Below are 21,030 nucleotides of genomic sequence, written 5' to 3' on the forward strand. Positions count from 1 at the left end.
TGTGACGTCCACGCCCCCTAGCGCCCATCGGTGTCTGACCGGCGCGGACACGCCGGGCGTTCGATAACTCTCCGGTGAATTTCCCCCACGACGGAGTGGGCGGCCCTGTTGGCTTCGCCACTTCGATGTATCGGCGCGATATAGTGGCTGAGTAGGTTGGATCGAGGCGCTCGTTCGGAGCAACGCGGGTCGTCTCGGTTTGTTCCCGAAAGGGGGTGCGGTGTGCTGGAGTTCGCGATCCTCGGTCTTCTGCACGAAGCGCCCATGCACGGGTACGTGCTGCGCAAGCGGCTGCACGAGACGCTCGGCACGTTCCGGACGTTCTCGTACGGCTCGCTGTACCCGACCCTGCGGAAGCTGCTGCGGGCCGGGTACCTGGTCGAGGAGCTGGACGAGGCCGACGACCGGGCGTGGTCGCGGCGCGGACGGCGGGTCTACAAGCTCACCGCGGAGGGTAAGGAGCGCTTCGGTGAGCTGCTCGGCGACGCCGGGCCGCAGACCTGGGACGACGAAGGTTTCGGCGTCCACCTGGCCTTCTTCTCGCGGACCCCGGCCGACGTGCGGATGCGGATCCTCGAGGGCCGTCGCCGCCGCGTCGAGGAGCGCCGCGAGGGCATGCGGGCGGCGCTGGCCAGGGCCGAGGAGAAGATCGATCGCTACACCCGCGAACTGCACCGGCTGGGGCTGGAGACCAGCGAGCGGGAGGTGCGCTGGCTCAACGAGCTGATCGCGCACGAACAAGCCGAACGGCAGGGTCCGGAGACCTGAGCCTGCCGGCCGGGCCGCAGCGTCGCGGCACAGACCTACTGAACAACACGGATTGAAGGAGAAACCCCCATGGGCGAGAACCGCCGCGTACGGGTGGCCATCGTGGGCGTCGGCAACTGCGCGGCGTCGCTGGTCCAGGGTGTCCAGTACTATCGCGACGCGGACCCGGCCACCCGCGTCCCCGGTCTGATGCACGTCGACTTCGGCGGCTACCACGTCCGCGACATCGAGTTCGTCGCCGCGTTCGACGTGGACGCCAAGAAGGTCAGCCGCGACCTGTCCGAGGCGATCTTCGCGTCCGAGAACAACACCATCAAGATCGCCGACGTGCCGCCGCTCGGTGTCACCGTCCAGCGCGGGCACACCCACGACGGGCTCGGCCGCTTCTACCGCGAGACGATCGAGGAGTCCGACGAGACCCCGGTCGACGTCGTCGCCGCGCTGCGCGAGGCGCAGGCCGACGTGCTCGTGTCGTACCTGCCGGTGGGCTCCGAGGTGGCCGACAAGTTCTACGCCCAGGCCGCGATCGACGCCGGTGTGGCGTTCGTCAACGCGCTGCCGGTGTTCATCGCCTCCGACCCCGAGTGGGCGGCGAAGTTCACCGAGGCCGGCGTCCCGATCGTCGGCGACGACATCAAGTCGCAGGTCGGTGCCACCATCACGCACCGCGTGCTGGCGAAGCTGTTCGAGGACCGCGGCGTCCAGCTCGACCGGACGATGCAGCTCAACGTGGGCGGGAACATGGACTTCCTGAACATGAAGGAGCTCGAGCGGCTCGAGTCGAAGAAGATCTCCAAGACCCAGTCCGTCACCTCGCAGGTCGACCGCGAGCTCGGCAAGGGCAACGTCCACATCGGACCCTCGGACTACGTGCAGTGGCTCGACGACCGCAAGTGGGCCTACGTCCGGCTCGAGGGTCGCGCGTTCGGCGACGTGCCGCTGAACCTGGAGTACAAGCTCGAGGTGTGGGACTCCCCCAACTCGGCGGGCATCATCATCGACGCGGTGCGCGCGGCGAAGATCGCGCTCGACCGCGGCATCGGCGGCCCGATCCTGTCGGCGTCCTCCTACTTCATGAAGTCGCCGCCGGAGCAGTACGACGACGCGACCGCGCGCGACGCCGTGGAGAAGTTCATCCGCGGCGAGGTCGAGCGGTAGAGCTGATCTTCGGGGAAGGCCGTCACCGCTGGTGGCGGCCTTTTTCTCGTGGTGGACTAAACCGGTGGGGCGGGCCAGGCGTTGGCGGGGTGTGAGTGCGAGCGTGGGCGAGAGCGTGCCGGGGGACCTGGGCGCGCCGACCTTCCACGACCTCTTCCGCGAGTACTTCGGCCAGATGACCCGCTTGGCCCACCTGCTCGGAGCGGACGACGCGGAGAACATCGCGCAAGAGGCCTTCGTCAAGCTCCACCAGCGCTGGGACTCCCTGACCGACCACACGCGGGTGGCCGGCTACCTCCGCACGACCGTGGTGAACATGTCGCGGTCGCGGACCCGGCACCTGCGCGTCGTCCGGCGGACCCCGCCCGAACGGCCGCCGGACGAGCTGTCGGCCGAGGTCAGGGCGGTGGCGAACTGGGAGCACCAGCAGCTGCGTGCGGTGCTGGTCAAGCTGTCCCGGCGGCAGCGCGAGGTCCTCGTGCTGCGGTACTGGCTGGACTTGAGCACGACGGCGATCGCTGAGACCCTCGGTATCTCACCGGGCACGGTCAAGGCGACCACGCACCACGCGATGGAGAACCTGCGCAAGCACCTGGGGGACGACCCGGGAGGTGAGCGATGACCGACCTCGAACGCAAGCTGGCCGAGACGCTGCGGGCGCAGGCCGGGGAGGTCACGCCCAACCTCGAGGTGGCCTGGGCGGAGCAGCAGCGCCGGCAGCAGCGGCCACCGAGACGCCGCCGGGCCGCCGTGTGGGTGGCGCCGCTGGCCGCCGTGCTGGTGGTGCTGACCAGCGCACTGCTGGCCACCAAGCTGAACGTGTCCCAGCCCCCGCCGCAGCCCGCGAAGCAGCCGGGGCAGGAGCTGCTGCTCCCGAAGCCTTTGACCTCGCCGCCGGGCGTGACCCTCGTCGGTGAGCCGAAGGCGCTCACCGACTTCGCGGGGCAGATCGGCGCCTGGACCTCCTACGCCAGCGACGCGGCCGACGGCTCCGGGAAGCGCATGTTCTGCGTCGAAGCGCTGCCCAAGGGCGCGATCCACGGCGGGCCGGAGTCGAACTTCGGCGTCGAGTCGCCGTCCTGCGTGCCGGTGTCGTCGTCGCCCGTGAGCGCCGGGTACGTGGGCAAGGACGGGGGGCCGCTGCCCGAGGGCAAGGCGGTCTTCCTCGCCGATCCGACGGTGCGGATGCTGCGCCTCTACGACGCGGACGGCAACCTGAGCTCGGTGAAGGAGGTCGGCACGCTGGGGTACGACCACCTCTTCCTCGCCGACGTGCAGCCCGGCTCGCCGCCGGTCCGCTTCGAGGTCAACCCAGTCCAAGCGCAGCCGGCAACCCGGTGATCTTCTCCACCACCGCCGTCGCCTGCGCCAGCACCTCGGGGGCCGGCGGGAAGTGCGGGTTCGGCACCGCGTAGACCGCCATCTTCGCCGCCAGCGCGGACCGCAGCCCGTTCGTCGTGTCCTCGACGGCCGCGCAGTCCTCCGGGGCCACGCCCAGCAGCTCGGCCGCCCGCAGGTAGACGTCCGGCGCCGGTTTCCCGGCCCCGACCTGCTCGGACGAGACGGCCGCGCCCACCGGCAGGCCGGTCACGTCGAGGAAGCCCTTGATCAGGATCACCGGCGACGAGCTCGCGATCGCCACCGGCCAGCGCGCCGACACCTGCCGGACGACGTCCACCGCGCCCGGGATCACCGGCGGCTCGGCGGCGTACCGGGCCGCCATCCGCTTGACCACGAGCGTCGCGATCTCCGGTGGCGACAGCCGTGCGCCCAGCTCCTCGACCAGGTAGCGGGCCCATTCCGGGGTGCTCATCCCCTGCAGCGCCCGGGTCGCCTCCTCGCGCCAGGTGCCGCCGTGCTCGGCGACGACCGCGCGCCGCACCTCGTCCCAGATCCGCTCGGAGTCCACCAGCACGCCGTCGAGGTCGAAGATCACCGCGTCCATGGCCCGAGCCTAGCCTGTGAGCGGACTTACTTAGCCACCCTTACTAATTTTTGTTAGCCTAGCTAAGTGACTTCCGCGATCACCGATCTCGCCCACCGGCTGCGGCCGCTGGTCTTCCGGCTCTACCACCAGGTCCGCCGGCAGACCCCGCAGCTGACGCTGACCCTCACCCAGGGTTCGGTGCTGAGTGAGCTGGTCAACGGCGGTCCGCAGCGGATGAGCGCGCTGGCCGAGTTCGAACGGGTCAAGCTGCCGTCGATGACCGACGTCGTCAGCAGGCTCGAACGGCTCGGGCTGGCGATCCGCCGCCCGGACCCCGCCGACGGCCGTGCCGTGCTGGTCGAAGTCACCGACGAGGGCCTGCGCTTTTACGCCGAACTGGTGACGGCTCGCGAGGAGTTCCTCCGCGAGCGGCTCATCGCGATGGACGAATCCGACCGCGCAGCGATCGATGCCGCCCTGCCCGCTCTCGCCAAGTTGCTCGTTGACACCAAGAAGGAGGAACTGATCAGCGATGAGCGCTGAACACCACTCGAGCCTGCTGGACGCGGTCAAGGGCCAGCCCAAGCAGGTGTGGATCACCGCGTTCGCCGCGGTCATCGCCTTCATGGGGATCGGCCTGGTCGACCCGATCCTGCTCTCCATCGCCAAGGGCCTGGACGCGACGCCGTCGCAGGTCACCCTGCTCTTCTCGTCCTACCTCGGCGTCCAGGTCGTCGCGATGCTGGTCACCGGCGCGGCCAGCGCCCGCTTCGGCGCCAAGCGCACGGTCCTGGTCGGGCTGACGCTGATCGTCGCCGCCACCGCGCTGTGCGCGGCCGCCGGGTCGATCGAGCAGCTCGTCGGGCTGCGCGCGGTCTGGGGCCTCGGCAACGCCTTCTTCATCGCGACGGCGCTTTCGGTGATCGTCGGCGCCGCGACCGGCGGCCAGTCCGGCGCGATCCTGCTCTACGAAGCCGCGCTCGGCGTCGGTCTGTCGGTCGGCCCGCTGCTGGGCGCGCTGCTCGGCAGCATCTCGTGGCGCGGCCCGTTCCTGGGCACCGCGATCCTGATGGCGGGCGCGCTGGTGCTGTGCGCGGTCTTCCTCAAGAGCGACAAGCACGAGCGCCGCGAGCCGATCAAGCTGCTCGACCCGCTGCGCGCGCTGAAGCACACCGGCCTGCTGCGCACCTCCGTCGCCTCAGCGCTGTACACCGCCGCGTTCTTCGCGGTGCTGGCCTGGTCGCCGTTCGTCCTCGGCTGGAGCGCGATCGCCGTCGGCCTGGTGTTCTGCGGCTGGGGCCTGTGCGTCGCCGTCGCCGGGGTCGCCCTCGCGCCGCGGCTGGCCGCCCGGCTCGGCGAGCGGCACGCCGCCGCGGCCGCCGTCTTCGGGTACGCCGTGCTGATGGTGGTGCTCGCCGTGCCGAGCAAGCCGGTGCTGGTCGCCGGGATCATCGTCTCCGGGCTGGTGTCCGGTCTGCTGAACACGCTGTTCACCGGCACCGCGATGTCGATCAGCGACGCCCCGCGCCCGGTCGCCAGCGCGGGCTACAACTTCTGCCGCTGGCTGGGTGGCGCGGTCGCCGCGACGCTCGTCGGGCACGTCGCCGAGTGGTTCGGCTCGCCGCAGGCGCCGTTCGTCGCCTCGGCCGTGCTCTGCGTCGTCGCCGGTGTGCTGCTCTCGCTGCGGGAGAAGAAGGCGGACCCGCACACCCTGCCGAAGGAGGCCGTGCTCGTCGGCGAAGAGTTCTGAGTCACACCCGTACGGAGCAGTAGTACACCCGCCGTTCACCTGTATGTCGGGAATGGCTGGTTTGGGAAGCTTACGGTCGGTTCGTTCCCGAACTCCCCACCATGGAGGCCTCGTGCCCGACCGCCTGCTTCCCCTGCTGCCCGTCCACCCCGGCGGCCGTTCCCCGGTCACCTGTGAGTACCGCTGCGGCAACGCGTGCGCCCACCCCGAGGCGAACGAGACCGGCAACGAGTACTTCGGCGACGTCGTTAAGGACATCTCCCGCCGCCGGGTCTTCAAGGCCGGCGCCGTGATGGCCGCCGCCGCGGGTGGGTTCGCCGCCCTCTCGGGTACGGCGGCGGCCGCGCCGCTCCAGAAGCCGCGGCCGCCGCGCCCGGTGCCCGGCACCGACTTCGACCCGGTCCCGCCGAACAAGCTCGACGCGGTCAGCGTCCCCGACGGCTACGCCCAGCGGGTCGTCGTCCGCTGGGGCGACCCGGTCGTCGCGGGCGCGCCGAAGTTCGACTTCACCAAGCAGACCGCGGCCGCGCAGGCCAAGCAGTTCGGCTACAACAACGACTTCGTCGGCCTGATCCCGCAGGACCCGCTCGGCCTGTCGAACCTGCTCGTGGTCAACCACGAGTACACGACCGAGGTCCACATGTTCCCGGCCGACCAGTACGACCCGGCCAACCCGACCGAGGAACAGGCGAAGATCGCCTGGGCGGCGCACGGCCTCTCCGTGCTGCAGGCCCGCCGCGACCCGGTCCACGGCGGCCTCGAGGTGGTCCCGAGCCGGTACGGCCGCCGGATCACCCTCGACACGATCTTCGAGGTCCGCGGCCCGGCCGCCGGCTCGAAGTTCCTCAAGACCGCGGCCGACCCGAGCGGGCGCAAGGTCCGCGGCACGCAGAACAACTGCTCCGGCGGCGTGACGCCGTGGGGCACGGTGCTCTCCGGCGAGGAGAACTTCGACCAGTACTTCGCCAACTCCGACAAGGTCACCGACCCGGTCGCGGCGGCGCGGCTCAAGCGCTACTCCGTCGGCAGCGGTACGAGCACCCGCAAGTGGGAGCGCTTCGACAAGCGCTGGGACGTCTCGCAGGAGCCGAACGAGCCGAACCGGTTCGGCTGGGTCGTCGAGATCGACCCCCACGACCCGAACTCGACGCCGGTCAAGCACACCGCCCTCGGCCGCTTCAAGCACGAAGCCGCGAACATCAAGATCACCGCGGACGGCCGGGTCGCCGTCTACTCCGGGGACGACAGCCGCTTCGAATACATCTACAAGTTCGTGTCGAAGGGCAAGTACAAGCCGGGCCACAGCGCGCACGCCCGCCGGCACAACTCGGCGCTGCTCGACGAGGGCACGTTGTACGTCGCCCGCTTCACCGGTGACAGCCCGGGCGAGATCGACGGCACGGGCAAGCTCCCGGCCGACGGCGAGTTCGACGGCACCGGTGAGTGGATCCCGCTGGCCAGTGGCGACAAGTCCTTTGTGGACGGCTTCACCGCCGAAGAGGTCTACGTCTTCACCCGCCAGGCCGCGGACAAGGTGGCGGCCACGAAGATGGACCGGCCCGAGGACATCGAGCCGAACCCGGTCAACGGCCGGGTCTACGCGGCGCTGACCAACAACAGCGACCGCGGCGCGGCGGGCAAAGCCGGCGTCGACGAGGTCAACCCGCGCAACGGCAACAAGAACGGCCACGTCCTGGAGTGGGAAGAGGACCGCGGCGACGCGGCGTCGACCCGGTTCGCCTGGCGGCTGCTGCTGGTCTGCGGCGACCCCGCGGCGGCCGACACCTACTTCGGCGGGTTCCCGAAGAACCAGGTCAGCCCGATCTCCTGCCCGGACAACGTGGCCTTCGACCGGCACGGCAACCTGTGGGTCGCCACCGACGGCAACGCGCTCGGCGCGAACGACGGCCTGTTCTCGGTGCCGGTCACCGGCCCGGAGCGCGGGCACGTCAAGCAGTTCCTGTCGGTGCCGGTCGGCGCCGAGACGTGCGGCCCGGTCGTCACCGACAACCTGGTCCTCGTCGCGGTCCAGCACCCCGGGGAGAACGCGGCGAGCTCGGCGAACCCGACGTCGCACTGGCCGGACGGCGGCACCGCCCAGCCGCGGCCGGCCATCGTGTCGGTGTGGAAGAAGGGCCGCTTCGGGCTGCCCGGCCGCATCGGCGAACGCTGACGCAGACGGGTCCGCCCGGCCGAGGTTCACTCTTAAGTGGACGGTTTCCGGCCGGTGCGGGCCCGTCCCGCGCGCCATAGTCGAGAGGTGATCTTCTCGGGGCGCACGGTGGCGGTGGCGGTGGTGGCGATCGCGGCGGCGGTCGTTCCCGCGTCGGCGTCCGTCGCCGAGGACGCGCCGCCGGTCTGCGGCGGGCTCGCGGCGAACCCGAGTGTCGAGGAAACGGCGAGGAACGGCGCACCCGACGGGTACGTCTTCAACCCGGCCGCGCCGGTCCCGCCCGGAACACCGGCCGCGAAGGTGCCGAGACTGGCGACCGAGCAGCAGTACGCGGTCGACGGGCAGCGCGCGGCGGTCATCCAGACGCCGGACGGCAAGACCAGCACCGCGTACCAGACCGAGCGGTTCGTGCCCGGCGGCGTCTACACCCTCGGCGTCTGGACGGCTTCGATCGCGCCGCGCTACGAACCGGCCACCGGCCTGCGGTTCTACGACGCCACCGGCACGCAGATCCAGGAGACCAAGCTCGTCGCCGACCACTACGCCGGCGACGGCGCTCTCGTCCGGCAGGACTTCCCGGCCGCGACGACGCCGGCCAAGGCGACGGCGGTGAAGTTCTTCGCCACGACCACCCTCGACCGGCTGCACTGGGACTGCGTCGACCTCCAGCTCGCGGCCTACTCGGTGAAGAAGGAAGTGCAGAACCCGGCGACCGGCGCGTGGGCCACGTTCGCGACGGTCACCGCGGGCGAAACCGCGCACTACCGCATCACCGTGACCAACGAGGGCACCCAGGACCTGACCGGGATCACCGTGCAGGACCCGTGGTGCACCGGCTCGTTCGAGCCGTTCGCGCTGGCGGCGGGCGCGAACCGGCAGCTGACCTGCGACCACCCGGAGCTCACGGTGGCCGACAGCGGGCACGTCAACACGGCGACGGTGACCGGCGTGCACTACGCGGGCGGCGCGCTCGGCGACAAGACGGCGTCGGCGACGATCACGGTGTCGCCGCCGCCTGCCATCGCGAAGATCGGCGACTTCGTCTGGGCGGACCGCAACCGCGACGGCCTCCAGGACCCGGCCGAGCCCGGCGTCGCGGGCGTCAAGGTGACGTTGAAGGACGGCGCGGGCGGCACGGTCGCCACCACGACGACCGACGACAAGGGCAAGTACGGCTTCGAGAAGCTGAAGGACGGCACGTACCAGGTCTGCTTCGCGGTCCCAGCGGAGTTCACGGTGACCCGCCGCGACGCGGGCAGCGAAGACCGCGACTCGGACGCCGGCCCGGACGGCTGCACCCAGCCGCGCACCGTCGGCGGCCCGTCCCACGAAGACTTCGCGGTGGACCTCGGGCTGCTCGCCCCGACGAACCGGATCGGCGACTTCGCCTGGACCGACACCGACGGCAACGGCCTGCAGGACGTGGGCGAGCCGGGCCTCGCCGGCGTCAAGGTGGTGCTGAAGGACACGAGCGGCAAGGAAGTGGCGAACGTGGTGACCGGCCCGGACGGCTCGTACGGTTTCGACGGCCTGGAGGACGGCACGTACCAGGTGTGCTTCACCGCGGACGGCCACCACCCGGCCCCCAAGGACGCGGGCGACGACACCCGCGACTCCGACGCGGACCCGGCGTCCGGCTGCACGGACCCGCGCACCCTCGGCGCGGGCAAGCGCGAAGACCGCACGGTGGACGCCGGCTTCGCCGCTACGGTGGGGGCATGACGGATCTCCCCCTCGCGTTGGTGACGGGCGCGTCCCGCGGAATCGGCGCGGCGATCGCCCACCAGCTGTCCCCAACGCACCGCCTGCTGCTCGGCGGCCGCGACGCCGACGCGCTGGCAGCCCTGGCGAAGGAGCTCCCGGACGCGAAGCCGTGGCCGGTCGAGCTGACGAACCCGGCTTCCCTGGCGGCGGCGGTCGCGGACATCGGGTCTTTGGACGTCCTGGTCCACTCGGCGGGCGTCGCGCGCCTGGGCCGCATCGAGGACGCCTCGGCGTCGGCGTGGCGCGAGAACTTCGAGGTCAACACCCTGGCGGTGGTCGAGCTGACCGGCCTGCTCCTCCCGGCGCTGCGCGCGGCTCGCGGTCACGTGGTGGTGATCAACTCCGGAGCGGGCCTGAACGCCCGCCCGGGCTGGTCCCCGTACGCGGCGAGCAAGTTCGCCGTCCGCGCCTTCGCCGACGCCCTCCGCGAGGAGGAAAAGGACATCCGCGTGACATCGGTGTACCCGGGCCGCACGGACACGGAGATGCAGCAGGAGATCTTCGCGGGCGAGGGCCGCGAGTACGACACAACGCACCTGCTGAAGGCGGACTCGGTGGCCACGGCGGTGGCGACGGCGGTGTCAGCCACCCCGGACGCCCACCCGACGGAGATCATCCTCCGCCCGCGTTAGGCGGCTCGGCCACGCCGGGCTCGCGGAAGTGCGTTCGCTCGCGGCTCGGTGCCCGCCACCTCGAAGCCGCCACCTCGAAGCCGCCACCTCGAAGCCGCCACCTCGAAGCCGCCACCTCGAAGCCGCCACCTCGAAGCCGCCACCTCGAAGCCGCCACCTCGAAGCCGCCACCCCGAAGCCGCCACCCCGAAGCCGCCACCCCGAAGCCGCCACCCCGAAGCCGCCACCCCGAAGCCCGATTGTGACTACGGCCGGCAGTACCGCGTCAAGGCGGGAAAGATGCCTTGACCCGGCACTACCGGCCGTGTTCTGGCTTCGGATCGGGGTTGCGGGGAGGTCTGGGCGGTGTGCCGGTTCTGCTTCAGCGTTGCGATCGCCGCGGTTCGGCATGTGCGCCGCAGCCGCCAGGGCCCGGAAAACTCCCCCGCCCTCCCTGGGGGGCGTCCCCAAGTCCAGTCTATCGGCCCCCACCGACGAAACCGCCCGATCGCCGCCTCGGGGCTCGGGTTGCCCACAACCGCGCGCGCCTGTGGATCAAGCCCGCAGCCGCCGCTAAGCCCGCAGCCGCCCGCTAACCGGCAGCCGCCCGCTAAGCCTGCAGCCGCCCGCTAACCGGCAGCCGCCCGCTAAGCCGCAGCCGCCGCTAAGCCCGCAGCCGTGCCGCCGTCTCCGCCACGCCGGCCTGTACCTTCGCCCGGTCCACCTTCACCGACTCGCCGTCGGACACCACCTGCTCACCCGCGACCCACACGTCCCGCACCCGCCGGGACCCCGCCGCCCACACCAGGTTCGACAGCAGCTGCACGTCCGGTACGTCCAGCCCGCACGCGAACGCCGGGTCGTCCAGGTCGATGTGCACCAGGTCCGCCCACCGGCCCGGCTCCAGCGCGCCGATGTCGGGCCGGCCCAGTGCCGCCGCGCCTCCTCGGGTGGCCAGCAGGAACACGTCCGCTGCCGTCAGGATCGTCGAGTCGCCCGTCGACAAGCGGGCGAACATGGCCGCCAGCTGGAGTTCCTCCCACAGGTCGAGGTCGTCGTTGGACGCCGGGCCGTCGGTGCCGAGACCGACCGGTACTCCGGCGGCGCGCAGGTCCGCGATCCGCGCGATCCCCGAGGCCAGCTTCGCGTTCGAGCCCGGGCAGTGCGCCATGCCGACGCCGTGGGCCGCGAACAGCTCGATGTCGGCGTCCGACAGGTGGATCGAGTGCGCCGCCACCACCCGGCCGTCCAGCATGCCCAGCTCACGCAGCAGCGCCGGCACCGAACCGTGCGTCTCACGCACCGCCGCGTCCTCGAGCGCCGCCTCGGCGACGTGGATCTGGACCAGCGCCCCGCGCGCGGCCGCCGACTCCGCCGTGGCGCGCAGGCCCTCGGCCGACAGCATGTACGCCGAGTGCGGGCCGTAGCCGAGCTCGATGCGGTCGCCGTGGCCGAAGCGGAGGCCGTCGGTGTCGATCCAGCGCTCGATGCCCGCCAGCTGGGCCTTCCAGTCCAGTCCCGGCAGCTCCATCACCGGCGGTGCGACCAGCACGCGGCCACCCGTCGTGAGGACCGCGTCGACCAGCTGCTCGCCTTCGAAGTACATCTCGGCGCTGGTGGTGACGCCGTGGCGGAGCATCTCGACCGAGCCGAGGAGCATGCCGGTGCGGATGTCCTCGGGCCGCAGCTTTGCCTCGGCAGGCCAGATGATCTCGTTGAGCCACGGCAGCAGCGGCAGGTCGCCGCCCATGCCGCGCAGCAGCGTCATCGGGCTGTGCGCGTGCGTGTTGACCAGTCCGGGCAGCAGGATGCCGGTCAGGGTGGTGACCGGCGCGGCGGACTCGGGGGCGGTGGCCGCCGGTCCGCAGTGCGAAATGCGCCCATCGGCGTCGACGTCGACGACCGCGTCACGGAGAAGCGAACAGGACGGGTCGGCGGGGAGAACGACAGGGGCGTGGAAACGGCGTTGCATCTCTGGATACTACGCACCGGGAATTACGAAACGACTCCGCTCCGCCACGCCCACGCCGCGGTCTCCACCCGGTTCCGCGCGCCGATCTTGCTCTGCACCGACGCCAGGTGCGTTTTCACCGTCGACAGCGACATGAACAGCTCCGCGCCGATCTCGGTGTTCGTCAGCCCGCGCGCCGCCGCCTTGACGACGTCGAGTTCGCGGGCGGTCAGCGGCTCGGACGGCGGCTCGGGCCGCCGCTTCACCGAGTCGGCCCCGTTGAAGTGCTTGAGCAGCCGGACGGTGATCTGCGGCGAGACCAGCGCGTCGCCGCGGTCGGCCGCGCGGACCGCCTCGATCAGCAGGGCCGGGCCCGCGTCCTTCAGCAGGAAGCCGTGCGCGCCGTTGCGCAGGGCCGTGTGGACGTACTCGTCGAGGTCGAACGTCGTGACCACGACCACCTTCAGCGGGTCGGTCACGTCCGGCCCGGCCAGCTGGCGGGTGACCTCCAAGCCGTCGAGGCCGGGCATCCGGATGTCGAGCAGGCAGACGTCCGGGCGCAGCTCGCGGGCCTTCGAGACCGCCGAGACGCCGTCCGCGACGTCGGCGACGACCTCGATGTCGTCCTGCGCGTCCAGGATCATGCGGAAGCCCATCCGCACCATCTCCTGGTCGTCCGCGATCAGTACCCGGATCACTCGTCCCCTTCCATGTCTTCTCCAGCCGTCAGCGGCAGCCAAGCCTCGACGCGCCAGCCGCCGTCCGGGCCGCGCCCGGCCGACAGCCGGCCCTTGAGCAGCGCGACGCGTTCGCGCATGCCGACCAGACCGTAACCGCCCGACCCGCCGGCCGGCCGGTGCGCCGGCTCGCGCCCGTTGTCCGTCACCCGCAGGTGCAGTTCACCGCCGGCCACCTCCGCGACGACGACGGCTTCGGTCGCGCCAGAAGCGTGCTTGCCGACGTTCGTCAGCGACTCCTGCACCAGCCGCAGCGCCGAACGGCCGACCTCGTGCGGCAGGTCCGGCGGCACGTCCAGGTGCATCGACGTCGGCACGCCGTGGTTGGCCGACTCGACCAGTTTCCGCAGGTCGGCGCCGAGATCGGTGGTGGCCTGCTCGCTGAACTCGCTCATCCCGGCCGGCGCGTCGCCGCGCATCGAGCGGACCAGCCGGCGCATCGCGGCGAGCGCCTCGACGCCGGCGTTCTCGATCCGCGCCATCGCCTCGACCGCGATCTCCGGCTTCTGCGCGGCCATCATCCGCGCGGCCTGCGCCTGCACCACGATCCCGGTGACGTGGTGGGCGACGACGTCGTGGAGCTCGCGGGCCAGCGCCATCCGCTCGGCCGTCTGCGCGTCGCTCACCGCTGTCTGCACCGCCTGGGTGCGCTGGGCGTCCCGCGAGCGCAGCATCAGGCCGACGGCGATGGCGATGCCCAGCATCAGCGTCGCGGAGAAGGCCAGCAGCGACAGCGTCTGGGGGTCGGTCTGCAGGCCCCGCGACGGGTAGGAGTTGAGGATCGCGGCGAGCGCCACCACGCTCGAGAGCACGGCGATCCGCGGCCAGGAACGGCTCAGTCCCTGGGCGCGGGTCAGGTTCACCACCACGCCCAGGCCGGCGATCACCTGCGCGGCAGGCACCCCGCCGGGCAGCACGTAGTCGTAGGACCGCAGGTTCAGGAAGGGCGTGACGACCGCGGAGACGAGCATGATCCCGGCGAGGCCGAGCAGCGCGTCGGCGGGCCGCCGCGGGGAGAGCACCGCGATGACGGCCGCGACCAGCGAGCAGAACAGGATCGGGAACGCGCGGGCGTTGCTTGAATACGTGTAGCCGAACTCGAACAGCAGCGCGAACGCCAGCAGCCCCATCAGCGGCCATTGCCCCATCGCCAGCTCGTTCACCCGGTGCAGCCGGCGCGCCCGCGGATCGGCCTGCGGCCGGCGGTCACGCGCGGCGATGGCCGGCACCAGCGCCCCGCCGAGCAGCAGCACTCCGAACAGCAGCGCCTGGGTGCCCGTGCCGCTGTCGATGTCGCCGACGCCCGCGTACCGGCCGAAGACGGCGACGAGCCCCGCGAAGACCAGGAAGCCGACCACGCAGAACGCCACGCCCGCACGGGCCCGGCGGGCCACGTAGTAGACCATCAGCACCCCGGCCACGACCTCGGTGATCGTCACCTTCGGCAGCACGCTGGAGTAGGGCGGGATGTGGAACGCGTGGATGAAGAGGGTGGAGAAGATCAGCACCGCGCCACCGGTCACCCCGGCGACCGCGGCGCGCTGCTGGGCCCAGAGCCCGCACGCGACCATGCCGAGGATGCCGGGCAGCAGGCCGAAGTCGACGAAGCGCGGCCCGTGCTCGTCGAGCGCCGCCTGCGTCGTGAAGACGAGGTCGAACAACAGCGCCGCGTACAGCACCGCCGAGGGCACGCCGATGCGCCGCACCAGGGCGGTGATGCGGGTGGAGAGCGTTTTCGAGGGGGGCGCGGCGGGCACAACGTGACGTTACGTGATTCCCCGGTCCCCGCACCTTGGCCGAGTGGCCCGCGCGCCCTCGGCCGATCGGCCGAGGGAGCCCGGCCCGGCAGTGGCCGTCTGCCCGAAGTGGACGCACCCCGATTTCCGCGAGGCTCGTCGGCGTCAAGATCCGACCGAGAGGGAGAACCTCGTGGACCCGAACACCCCACACGCGATGAACGGCGCGGTGCTCTCCGGCCGCGGGCTGGTGAAGCGCTACGGCACCCAGTACGCCCTGGCCGGCATCGACATCGACATCCAGCCGCGGGACGCCGTCGCCATCGTCGGGCCGTCCGGCTCGGGCAAGACGTCGCTGCTGCACGTGCTGGCCGGCATCCTCCGGGCCGACGACGGGCAGATCTTCCTCGGCGGGCAGCGGATCGACCACCTCGGCGAGAAGAAGCGCAGCGAGCTGCGCCGCACCGAGTTCGGCTTCGTCTTCCAGTCGGGGATGCTGGTGGCCGAGCTGTCGGCCGAAGAGAACGTGGCGCTGCCGTCGCTGCTGGCCGGGCTCGGGCGCAAGGAGGCCATCGACGCCGGCCGGGTCTGGCTGTCCCGCCTCGGCCTGGCCGGCAAGGAACGCCGCCGTCCCGGTGAGCTGTCCGGCGGCGAGGCACAGCGCGTCGCGATCGCCCGGGCGCTGACCCACCGGCCGAAGGTCATCTTCGCCGACGAGCCGACCGGCGCGCTCGACACGCGGACCGGCCGCGAGACGATGGACGCCCTCCTCGGTGCCGCCCACGAAACCGGCGCCGCGGTGATCGTGGTGACGCACGACCGCGAGCTGGCCGAGTCGATGCCGAAGACCGTCGCCATCCGCGACGGCCTGATCGCGACGAGGCTGGCGGCGTGAACTCCCTCCAGATCGCCCTGCGGGTGCTGAAGGTCGACCGGCGGACCCGGACGTCGGCGATCCTCACCGCGGTCGGGGTGGCCGTCGCGACCGGGCTGGTCCTGCTGCTGGCGACGCTGCCGTTCGCGACGCAGAACCGCGAGCAGCGTGCCATCTGGCAGGGCGAACACCACGTCGGCTACCAGCTCGACGGCCAGCGGAAGATGCTGTTCAACGCCGCCACGGACTACTTCGCCGGGCAGCAGATCGTCCGCGTCGACGTCGCGCCGGTCCCCGGTGCCGCGACCGGGTCGATCGCACTGCCGCCGGGGGTGCCGCAGCTGCCGGGGCCGGGTGAGACCGTCGTGTCGCCCGCGCTCGGCCGGCTCCTGCAGGCGCACCCGGCCAACCAGCTCGGCGACCGGTTCGGCAAGCCCGTCGGCGCGCTCGGCGAGGACGCCCTCCGCTTCCCGGAACAGCTCGTCGCGCTCGTCGGGCACACGCCGGACGCGATGCCGGAGAACGCGTACCTGCTGGCGGGCTTCCCGGCGGGCAAGGCCAGCCCGGATCCCCTGCTCATGCTGCTGTCCTGGGTCGGGATCATCGTCCTGCTGGTGCCGAGCCTGGTGCTGGTCGCGTCGTCGGCGCGGCTGACCGCGGCCCGGCGGGAACGGCGGCTCGCCGCGATCCGGCTGGCCGGGGCGACGCCGGGGCAGGTCACGAACATGGTGGCCGCCGAGACGACGCTCTCGGCGGGCATCGGTGCGCTGCTCGGCCTGCTGATCAGCCCGGCGCTGCACGGTCTCGCGTCCTTCGTGCCGTGGGCCGGCGGGACCTGGCTGGCGTCCGACTTCGCGCTGCCGGTGGGCCTGACGGTGTTCATCGTCGTGGCCATCCCGGTGCTGGTGGTGCTGGCCGGTGTCCTCGGCCTGCGTCGGGTGCTGAAGAACCCGCTGTTCGCGACCGGCGGCCACACGAAGAAGCCACTGCACTGGTGGCGGCTGCTGGCGCTGCCCGCGGCCGGGGCGTTCTTCCTCGTCGCGGTGACGACGGCGAAGGAGTACGGCGGCATCGGGTTCGTCATGGCGGGGCTGTTCTTCCTGGTCGGCTCGGCCGCGATCGTCGGGCCGTGGGTGACGTCGGCGGTCGGCGGCACGTTCGTCCGGATCTGGCGGCGCCCGTCCGCGCTGCTCGCCGGGCGCCGCCTGCGTGACGACCCGAAGGGCGCCTACCGCTCCTCCGCCGGGATCGTGCTCGCGGTGTTCGCCGGGTCGATGGCGCTGACGCTGCTGCCGACGTTCGAATCGATGGCCGGTGGCGGGCGGTCCTTCGCCGACTCCGTGCTCTACGTCAACACCGACAGCCGGCACGCGGGCAGCATCGTCGAGCAGGCCAACGCCTCCCTGCGGAAGTACGGCCAGCCCGAGCAGGCGGTCGCGGTCGGCGACGTCTACCTCGTCCGCGGCGAGGCCCCCAACCGCTACGGCCACCGCGCGCTGGTGATGACCTGCGCCGACGCGGTCAAGCTGACCCGCTACGGCCTCACTCCGGAGAACTGCGCCGGCGGGCCGGCCGTCTTCGGGGCCACGCCGATCGACCTGGCGGCGTTCAAGTTCGCGTCCTCCTGGGAGGGGACGGCGGTGGCGCCGAAGTCCGGGACGCGGATGGAAGCCGTGCCGCCCCGCGACGCGGACCTGTCGGACACGCTGATCGTCGATCCCGCCGCGCTGCCGGCCGGACTCGAGCCGGCCACCTACACCGTCGTCGCGCCGACCACCGAGGCGAACCGCGAGATCGTCCGGACGGCGCTGGCCGGACCGGCGGCGGGCGAGGAGATCGGCAGCCGCGACCAGTACCTGTTCAACCAGCAGACCGAGCTGGGCGACCTGCGCCGGGTCACCGTGATCGGGCTGATCGCCGCCGGGATCCTGGCCGGCTGCAGTGCCGCGGTCGCGACCGCGGGCTCGGTGATGGACCGCCGCCGCACGTTCGGCGCGCTGATGGCCGCGGGCACCCCGGTGCGGGTGCTGGCGCGGGCGTTGCGGATGGAGGCCGCGCTGCCGGCGCTGGTCGCCACCATCGGCGCGGGAATCGTCGGGGTACTGGTCGGCGTTGGGCTCTACAGCATGGTCGACCCGCGGGGCATCGTGGTCAGCCCGTGGTTGCTGGCGCCGGTGGTGCTGGGCGTCGGGGTGGCCCTGCTCGGCGCGTCGGTCTGCACGCCGGCGCTGAAGCGGGTCCAGGCGGAGCCGCTGGCCGACGAATGAGGCGTCCGCCGCTGCAGTCGGGGCAGCGGCGGATACCGGGGGTAGTGGGCTGAAGGGGACTCTCTCCGCAGGGGATCCGGGGAGAGTTCCCTTCAGCGCTTTTCGAAGATCAGGTCGTGCGAGACGCGGCCTTCGACGTCGGCGCGCTGCTCGAACTTGGTCACGGGCCGCCACTCCGGCCGCGGCGCCCAGCCGTCGTACCGGTTCTTCAGCGTCGGCTCCGCGGAGCAGACTTCGAGCATCTGCTCGGCGTAGTTCTCCCAGTCGGTCGCCATGTGGAAGGTGCCGCCGGGGGCGAGCCGGGACGCCACGAGCGCGGCGAACGACGGCGACACGATCCGCCGCTTGTGGTGCTTCTTCTTCGGCCACGGGTCAGGGAAGAACAGCCGGACGCCGTGCAGCGAGTCCGGCTCGACGTGCTCGGTCAGCAGCACGACGGCGTCGCCGTGCAGCAGCCGCAGGTTTTTCACGCCGAGGTTTTCGGCGCGCAGCATCAGCTGGCCGAGGCCCGGGTCGTAGACCTCGGCGGCGACGTAGTTCAGCTCCGGCGCGGCGGCGGCCAGCTGCGAGGTCGTCTCGCCCATGCCGGAGCCGATCTCCAGCAGCACCGGCGCCTCGCGGCCGAACCACGCGGTGAAGTCGATCGGCCCTTTGGGCAGTTCGCTCACCGTGCGGCCCAGCCGCGGCCAGTGTTCTTCCCACGCCCGCTGCTGCCCGACGGTCATCCGGCCACCGCGCTTGACGTAACTGACCACGCTGCGCAGCCGACGTCCGTCTTCCTTCTCCACAGAGGCAATGTAGCCGGGCGCGTAACGCCTCCGTTGAGGGTGGTGGCGGGGGCATGGATGGATTAACGAATGGCCTCGATCACCCCGAGACGCGACCGCAGTCCGGCCAGCCCGGCGATCGGGATCGGGTCCGGTGTCCGCCCGGTGTGCGCGGGCAGGACGTCGATCCAGCCCGGGTGCCGGTCGGTGTTCATCACCGTCGTGGGAATCGCGTGTCCCGATTTGCCGCGTTCGGACGGCATGAACTCCCAGTAGCCGGATTCGCCGTCCGCCGCCCACGGGACGAATTCCCACCCCGGGCGCCTGCCGAGCAGCTGCGCGATCCGGTCCTCGACGCGGAAACCCTGTTCCCGCGAATCGAGCGTGCCGTCGGCGACCGCGCGCAGCCACCACGGCGCGGGGATCGGGCCCGCCATCCCGGCCGAAGCGCGGAACAGGGCCAGGACGCTGTCCTCCGGGGCGCGGTGCACCCACGCCCGGCGGAGTTCGGCGGGAGTCGCCGCCGTCATGGCGGCCTGCGGGAGTTCGATCGCCCGCGACCATTCGAGGTCCAGCATGGGTTCGAGCCGGGGGGCGTCGTCTTCGACGCGGGCTCGGGGAATCGTGCCGCCCAATTCTTGCCCGGTGTCCACCGTCAAGATTCACCTCCAGGGGAGCTAGACGGTTCCGGTGCTCACTTACGAATATTGCCTGGTCATAGCAGTATGTCCGGTGCCTGTGAGACAGGCCACAGCTGTTTCACCTTTTGTTAACAAGGTTTTTTGGGGTATTGAGACCGCGGTCACGCTCAGGCGTCGCGTCGTGCCGTTACGAGTACCCCGGCCACGAACAGGGCAACGGTGATGGCCGCGAAGTAACCGAGGTACCCCCACGGCCCGAGCGGCGCCGACGGCAGCTGCAGCGAGCCGCCGGTGAAGCTCGCCGCGCCGACGAACTCGTCGGCCGCGTGGAAGGGCATCCACTGGTAGACGTGCTTGCCGAAGCCCGGGATGAAGAGGACGACGCCTTCCAGCACCTGCGTCCACACGAGGACGATGGTCAGGGCGAAGGCGACACTGCGCAGCAGCAGCGCGACGCCGACCCCGGCGACCGCGGTGAAGAGGAAGACCAGGCTCTGGCCGAGCACCGAGCGCCACGCGGCGGCCGACTGCAGCGCGAGGTCGGCGTCCGGCTGCACCAGCGCCGCCAGCCCCCATGACCCGAAGCCGACGACCAGCCCGAGCACCGTGCCCAGCGCGGCGACGACCACGACCTTGGCGACCAGCGCGGGCACCCGGCTCGGCACCGCTTGGAACGTCAGGCGCATGGTGCCCCAGTTGAACTCCGACGCCGTCGCGAGCACGGCGAGGACGAGCAGCACGGACCGGCCGTTGCCGCTCGCGAGCTGGGTGTTGCCGACCGTCGGCGGAATCTCCGGGCCGGCCAGCGCGAAGAACAGCGCGGTGAAGCCGAGCGGCGCGACCACCGCGATGGCCAGGCACCACCACGGCGCCCGGGTGCTGAACAGCTTGATGCGCTCGGCGCGGAGGAGGTTGGCGATCATCGGGAGGTCTCCGGGGACGGCACCGCGAACTCGACGGCGTCACGGGTGAGGTCGAGGTAGGCCTGCTCGAGCGAGCCGGAGATCGGGCTGAGCTCGTGGAGCGTCGCGCCGGCGTCGAAGGCGAGCTGCCCGATCCGGTCACTGTCCAACCCGGACACCACGAACGCATCACCCGATTCGGTGAACTCGGCCTGCCCGGTCAACGCCGTCCGCAGCCGGTCGGCGTGCGGGGTGCGGACGCGCACGCCGTGTTCACTCGTCTGCGCGATGAACTCCTCCATGGTGCCCTGGTAGATCAGCCGGCCGCGGCCGATCACCACGAGGTCCTGCGCGGTCTGCGCCATCTCGGGCAGCAGGTGGCTGGAGACGAACACGGTGCGGCCTTCGGCGGCCAGCGCGTGCAGCAGCTGGCGGATCCAGGCCATGCCCTCGGGGTCGAGGCCGTTCACCGGCTCGTCGAACAGCAGCACGCGCGGGTCGCCGAGCATGGCGGCGGCGATCCCGAGCCGCTGCTGCATGCCCAGCGAGTACTGCAGCACCCGCGTCTTGCCGACGCTGGTCAGCCCGACCAGCGCGAGCACCTCTTCGACGCGCTTGTCCGGGATGCCGTTGGTGGCGGCCAGCCAGCGCAGGTGGTCGCGCCCGCTGCGGCCGGGGTGGCGCCAGGTGGCGTCCAGCATCGCGCCGACCGTCCTCAGTGGATCTTCCAGCTGCCGGTACGGGACGCCGTCGACGAGCACGTGGCCGGCGTCCGGGCGGTCGAGGCCGAGGATCAGCCGCATGGTCGTGGACTTGCCGGCGCCGTTCGGGCCGAGGAAGCCGGTGACGCGCCCCGAGCGGGCGGTGAAGGTCAGCGCGTCCACCGCGGTGGTGGCGCCGTACCGCTTGGTCAGTGCCGTCGCTTCGATCATGGGCTCCCCGTCCGTCGTCGGCGAGCCTACTGCGAAACACCGGATCCGGGTCGCCCCCCGACAGCGCGACCC

Annotated in this window: 19 protein-coding genes; 11 read left to right on the top strand and 8 right to left on the bottom strand. The window is 71.7% G+C overall.

Annotated features, from left to right (window positions below; all coding sequences use genetic code 11):
• Window positions 1-222 precede the first annotated feature (222 nt).
• The 4 genes from ABZX11_RS01725 (at window position 223) to ABZX11_RS01740 (ending at window position 3,267) form a co-directional block, all read left to right on the top strand.
• On the top strand, window positions 223-768 hold the full coding sequence (locus ABZX11_RS01725; RefSeq protein WP_086679623.1) for a PadR family transcriptional regulator: 546 nt from the start codon (window positions 223-225) through the stop codon (window positions 766-768).
• A gap of 69 nt (window positions 769-837) precedes the next feature.
• A complete protein-coding gene (locus ABZX11_RS01730; protein WP_354908908.1) occupies window positions 838-1,926 on the top strand; it encodes an inositol-3-phosphate synthase in 1,089 nt (362 codons plus the stop codon).
• Between the two features lie 103 nt (window positions 1,927-2,029).
• The gene (locus ABZX11_RS01735; RefSeq protein WP_176178042.1) at window positions 2,030-2,548 is read left to right on the top strand and encodes a SigE family RNA polymerase sigma factor; all 519 of its coding nucleotides are present in this window, start codon (window positions 2,030-2,032) and stop codon (window positions 2,546-2,548) included.
• Window positions 2,545-3,267, top strand: a complete 723-nt coding sequence (locus ABZX11_RS01740; protein ID WP_354908910.1) for a hypothetical protein — start codon at window positions 2,545-2,547, stop codon at window positions 3,265-3,267. Before ABZX11_RS01735 ends, ABZX11_RS01740 begins: the two co-directional genes overlap by 4 nt.
• Here the strand turns inward: ABZX11_RS01740 and ABZX11_RS01745 are convergent.
• A complete protein-coding gene (locus ABZX11_RS01745; RefSeq protein WP_176173911.1) occupies window positions 3,233-3,871 on the bottom strand; it encodes an HAD family phosphatase in 639 nt (212 codons plus the stop codon). The two genes, ABZX11_RS01740 and ABZX11_RS01745, sit on opposite strands and share 35 nt — an antisense overlap.
• Before the next feature lie 66 nt (window positions 3,872-3,937).
• On the opposite strand from ABZX11_RS01745, the gene ABZX11_RS01750 reads away from it, so the two are divergent.
• From ABZX11_RS01750 to ABZX11_RS01770, 5 genes are all read left to right on the top strand, one after another.
• Complete coding sequence (locus ABZX11_RS01750) at window positions 3,938-4,396, top strand: MarR family transcriptional regulator (RefSeq protein ID WP_354908914.1); 459 nt, start codon at window positions 3,938-3,940, stop codon at window positions 4,394-4,396.
• Window positions 4,386-5,603, top strand: coding sequence for an MFS transporter (locus ABZX11_RS01755; RefSeq protein WP_176173913.1), 1,218 nt, complete (start codon window positions 4,386-4,388; stop codon window positions 5,601-5,603). The genes ABZX11_RS01750 and ABZX11_RS01755 overlap by 11 nt, the downstream gene beginning before the upstream one ends.
• A gap of 112 nt (window positions 5,604-5,715) precedes the next feature.
• Window positions 5,716-7,776 carry a PhoX family phosphatase gene (locus tag ABZX11_RS01760; protein WP_354908916.1) on the top strand — a complete coding sequence of 687 codons (2,061 nt, stop codon included), beginning with the start codon at window positions 5,716-5,718 and terminating at the stop codon, window positions 7,774-7,776.
• Window positions 7,777-7,863: 87 nt separating this feature from the next.
• Complete coding sequence (locus ABZX11_RS01765; RefSeq protein WP_354908919.1) at window positions 7,864-9,498, top strand: SdrD B-like domain-containing protein; 1,635 nt, start codon at window positions 7,864-7,866, stop codon at window positions 9,496-9,498.
• The gene (locus ABZX11_RS01770) at window positions 9,495-10,172 is read left to right on the top strand and encodes an SDR family oxidoreductase (RefSeq protein WP_354908921.1); all 678 of its coding nucleotides are present in this window, start codon (window positions 9,495-9,497) and stop codon (window positions 10,170-10,172) included. Before ABZX11_RS01765 ends, ABZX11_RS01770 begins: the two co-directional genes overlap by 4 nt.
• A gap of 643 nt (window positions 10,173-10,815) precedes the next feature.
• Here ABZX11_RS01770 and ABZX11_RS01775 read toward each other — a convergent pair.
• The 3 genes from ABZX11_RS01775 to ABZX11_RS01785 are packed head-to-tail and all read right to left on the bottom strand — an operon-like array spanning window position 10,816 to window position 14,596.
• The gene (locus tag ABZX11_RS01775; protein WP_354908924.1) at window positions 10,816-12,123 is read right to left on the bottom strand and encodes an amidohydrolase; all 1,308 of its coding nucleotides are present in this window, start codon (window positions 12,121-12,123) and stop codon (window positions 10,816-10,818) included.
• Between the two features lie 23 nt (window positions 12,124-12,146).
• A complete protein-coding gene (locus tag ABZX11_RS01780; RefSeq protein WP_354908926.1) occupies window positions 12,147-12,800 on the bottom strand; it encodes a response regulator transcription factor in 654 nt (217 codons plus the stop codon).
• Window positions 12,797-14,596 (bottom strand): histidine kinase, encoded by a 1,800-nt coding sequence (locus ABZX11_RS01785; RefSeq protein WP_354908929.1) that lies wholly within the window; start codon window positions 14,594-14,596, stop codon window positions 12,797-12,799. The genes ABZX11_RS01780 and ABZX11_RS01785 overlap by 4 nt, the downstream gene beginning before the upstream one ends.
• Window positions 14,597-14,792: 196 nt before the next feature.
• On the opposite strand from ABZX11_RS01785, the gene ABZX11_RS01790 reads away from it, so the two are divergent.
• Together ABZX11_RS01790 and ABZX11_RS01795 are read left to right on the top strand one after the other, a co-directional pair.
• Entirely contained in the window at window positions 14,793-15,470 is a 678-nt protein-coding gene (locus ABZX11_RS01790; protein WP_176178043.1) for an ABC transporter ATP-binding protein, read from the top strand.
• Window positions 15,467-17,716 carry an ABC transporter permease gene (locus ABZX11_RS01795; RefSeq protein ID WP_354908932.1) on the top strand — a complete coding sequence of 750 codons (2,250 nt, stop codon included), beginning with the start codon at window positions 15,467-15,469 and terminating at the stop codon, window positions 17,714-17,716. Before ABZX11_RS01790 ends, ABZX11_RS01795 begins: the two co-directional genes overlap by 4 nt.
• Before the next feature lie 92 nt (window positions 17,717-17,808).
• Here the strand turns inward: ABZX11_RS01795 and trmB are convergent, their stop codons facing one another.
• From trmB to ABZX11_RS01815, 4 genes are all read right to left on the bottom strand, one after another.
• Window positions 17,809-18,441 carry a tRNA (guanosine(46)-N7)-methyltransferase TrmB gene (trmB, locus tag ABZX11_RS01800; RefSeq protein WP_354909198.1) on the bottom strand — a complete coding sequence of 211 codons (633 nt, stop codon included), beginning with the start codon at window positions 18,439-18,441 and terminating at the stop codon, window positions 17,809-17,811.
• 125 nt (window positions 18,442-18,566) lie between these two features.
• The gene (locus ABZX11_RS01805) at window positions 18,567-19,136 is read right to left on the bottom strand and encodes a hypothetical protein (RefSeq protein WP_254897067.1); all 570 of its coding nucleotides are present in this window, start codon (window positions 19,134-19,136) and stop codon (window positions 18,567-18,569) included.
• 155 nt (window positions 19,137-19,291) lie between these two features.
• On the bottom strand, window positions 19,292-20,047 hold the full coding sequence (locus ABZX11_RS01810; RefSeq protein WP_176173922.1) for a hypothetical protein: 756 nt from the start codon (window positions 20,045-20,047) through the stop codon (window positions 19,292-19,294).
• Window positions 20,044-20,958, bottom strand: coding sequence for an ATP-binding cassette domain-containing protein (locus tag ABZX11_RS01815; protein ID WP_354908935.1), 915 nt, complete (start codon window positions 20,956-20,958; stop codon window positions 20,044-20,046). The genes ABZX11_RS01810 and ABZX11_RS01815 overlap by 4 nt, the downstream gene beginning before the upstream one ends.
• Window positions 20,959-21,030: the final 72 nt, after the last annotated feature.

The organism is Amycolatopsis sp. NPDC004169, assembly GCF_040610315.1.
Classification (GTDB): domain Bacteria; phylum Actinomycetota; class Actinomycetes; order Mycobacteriales; family Pseudonocardiaceae; genus Amycolatopsis.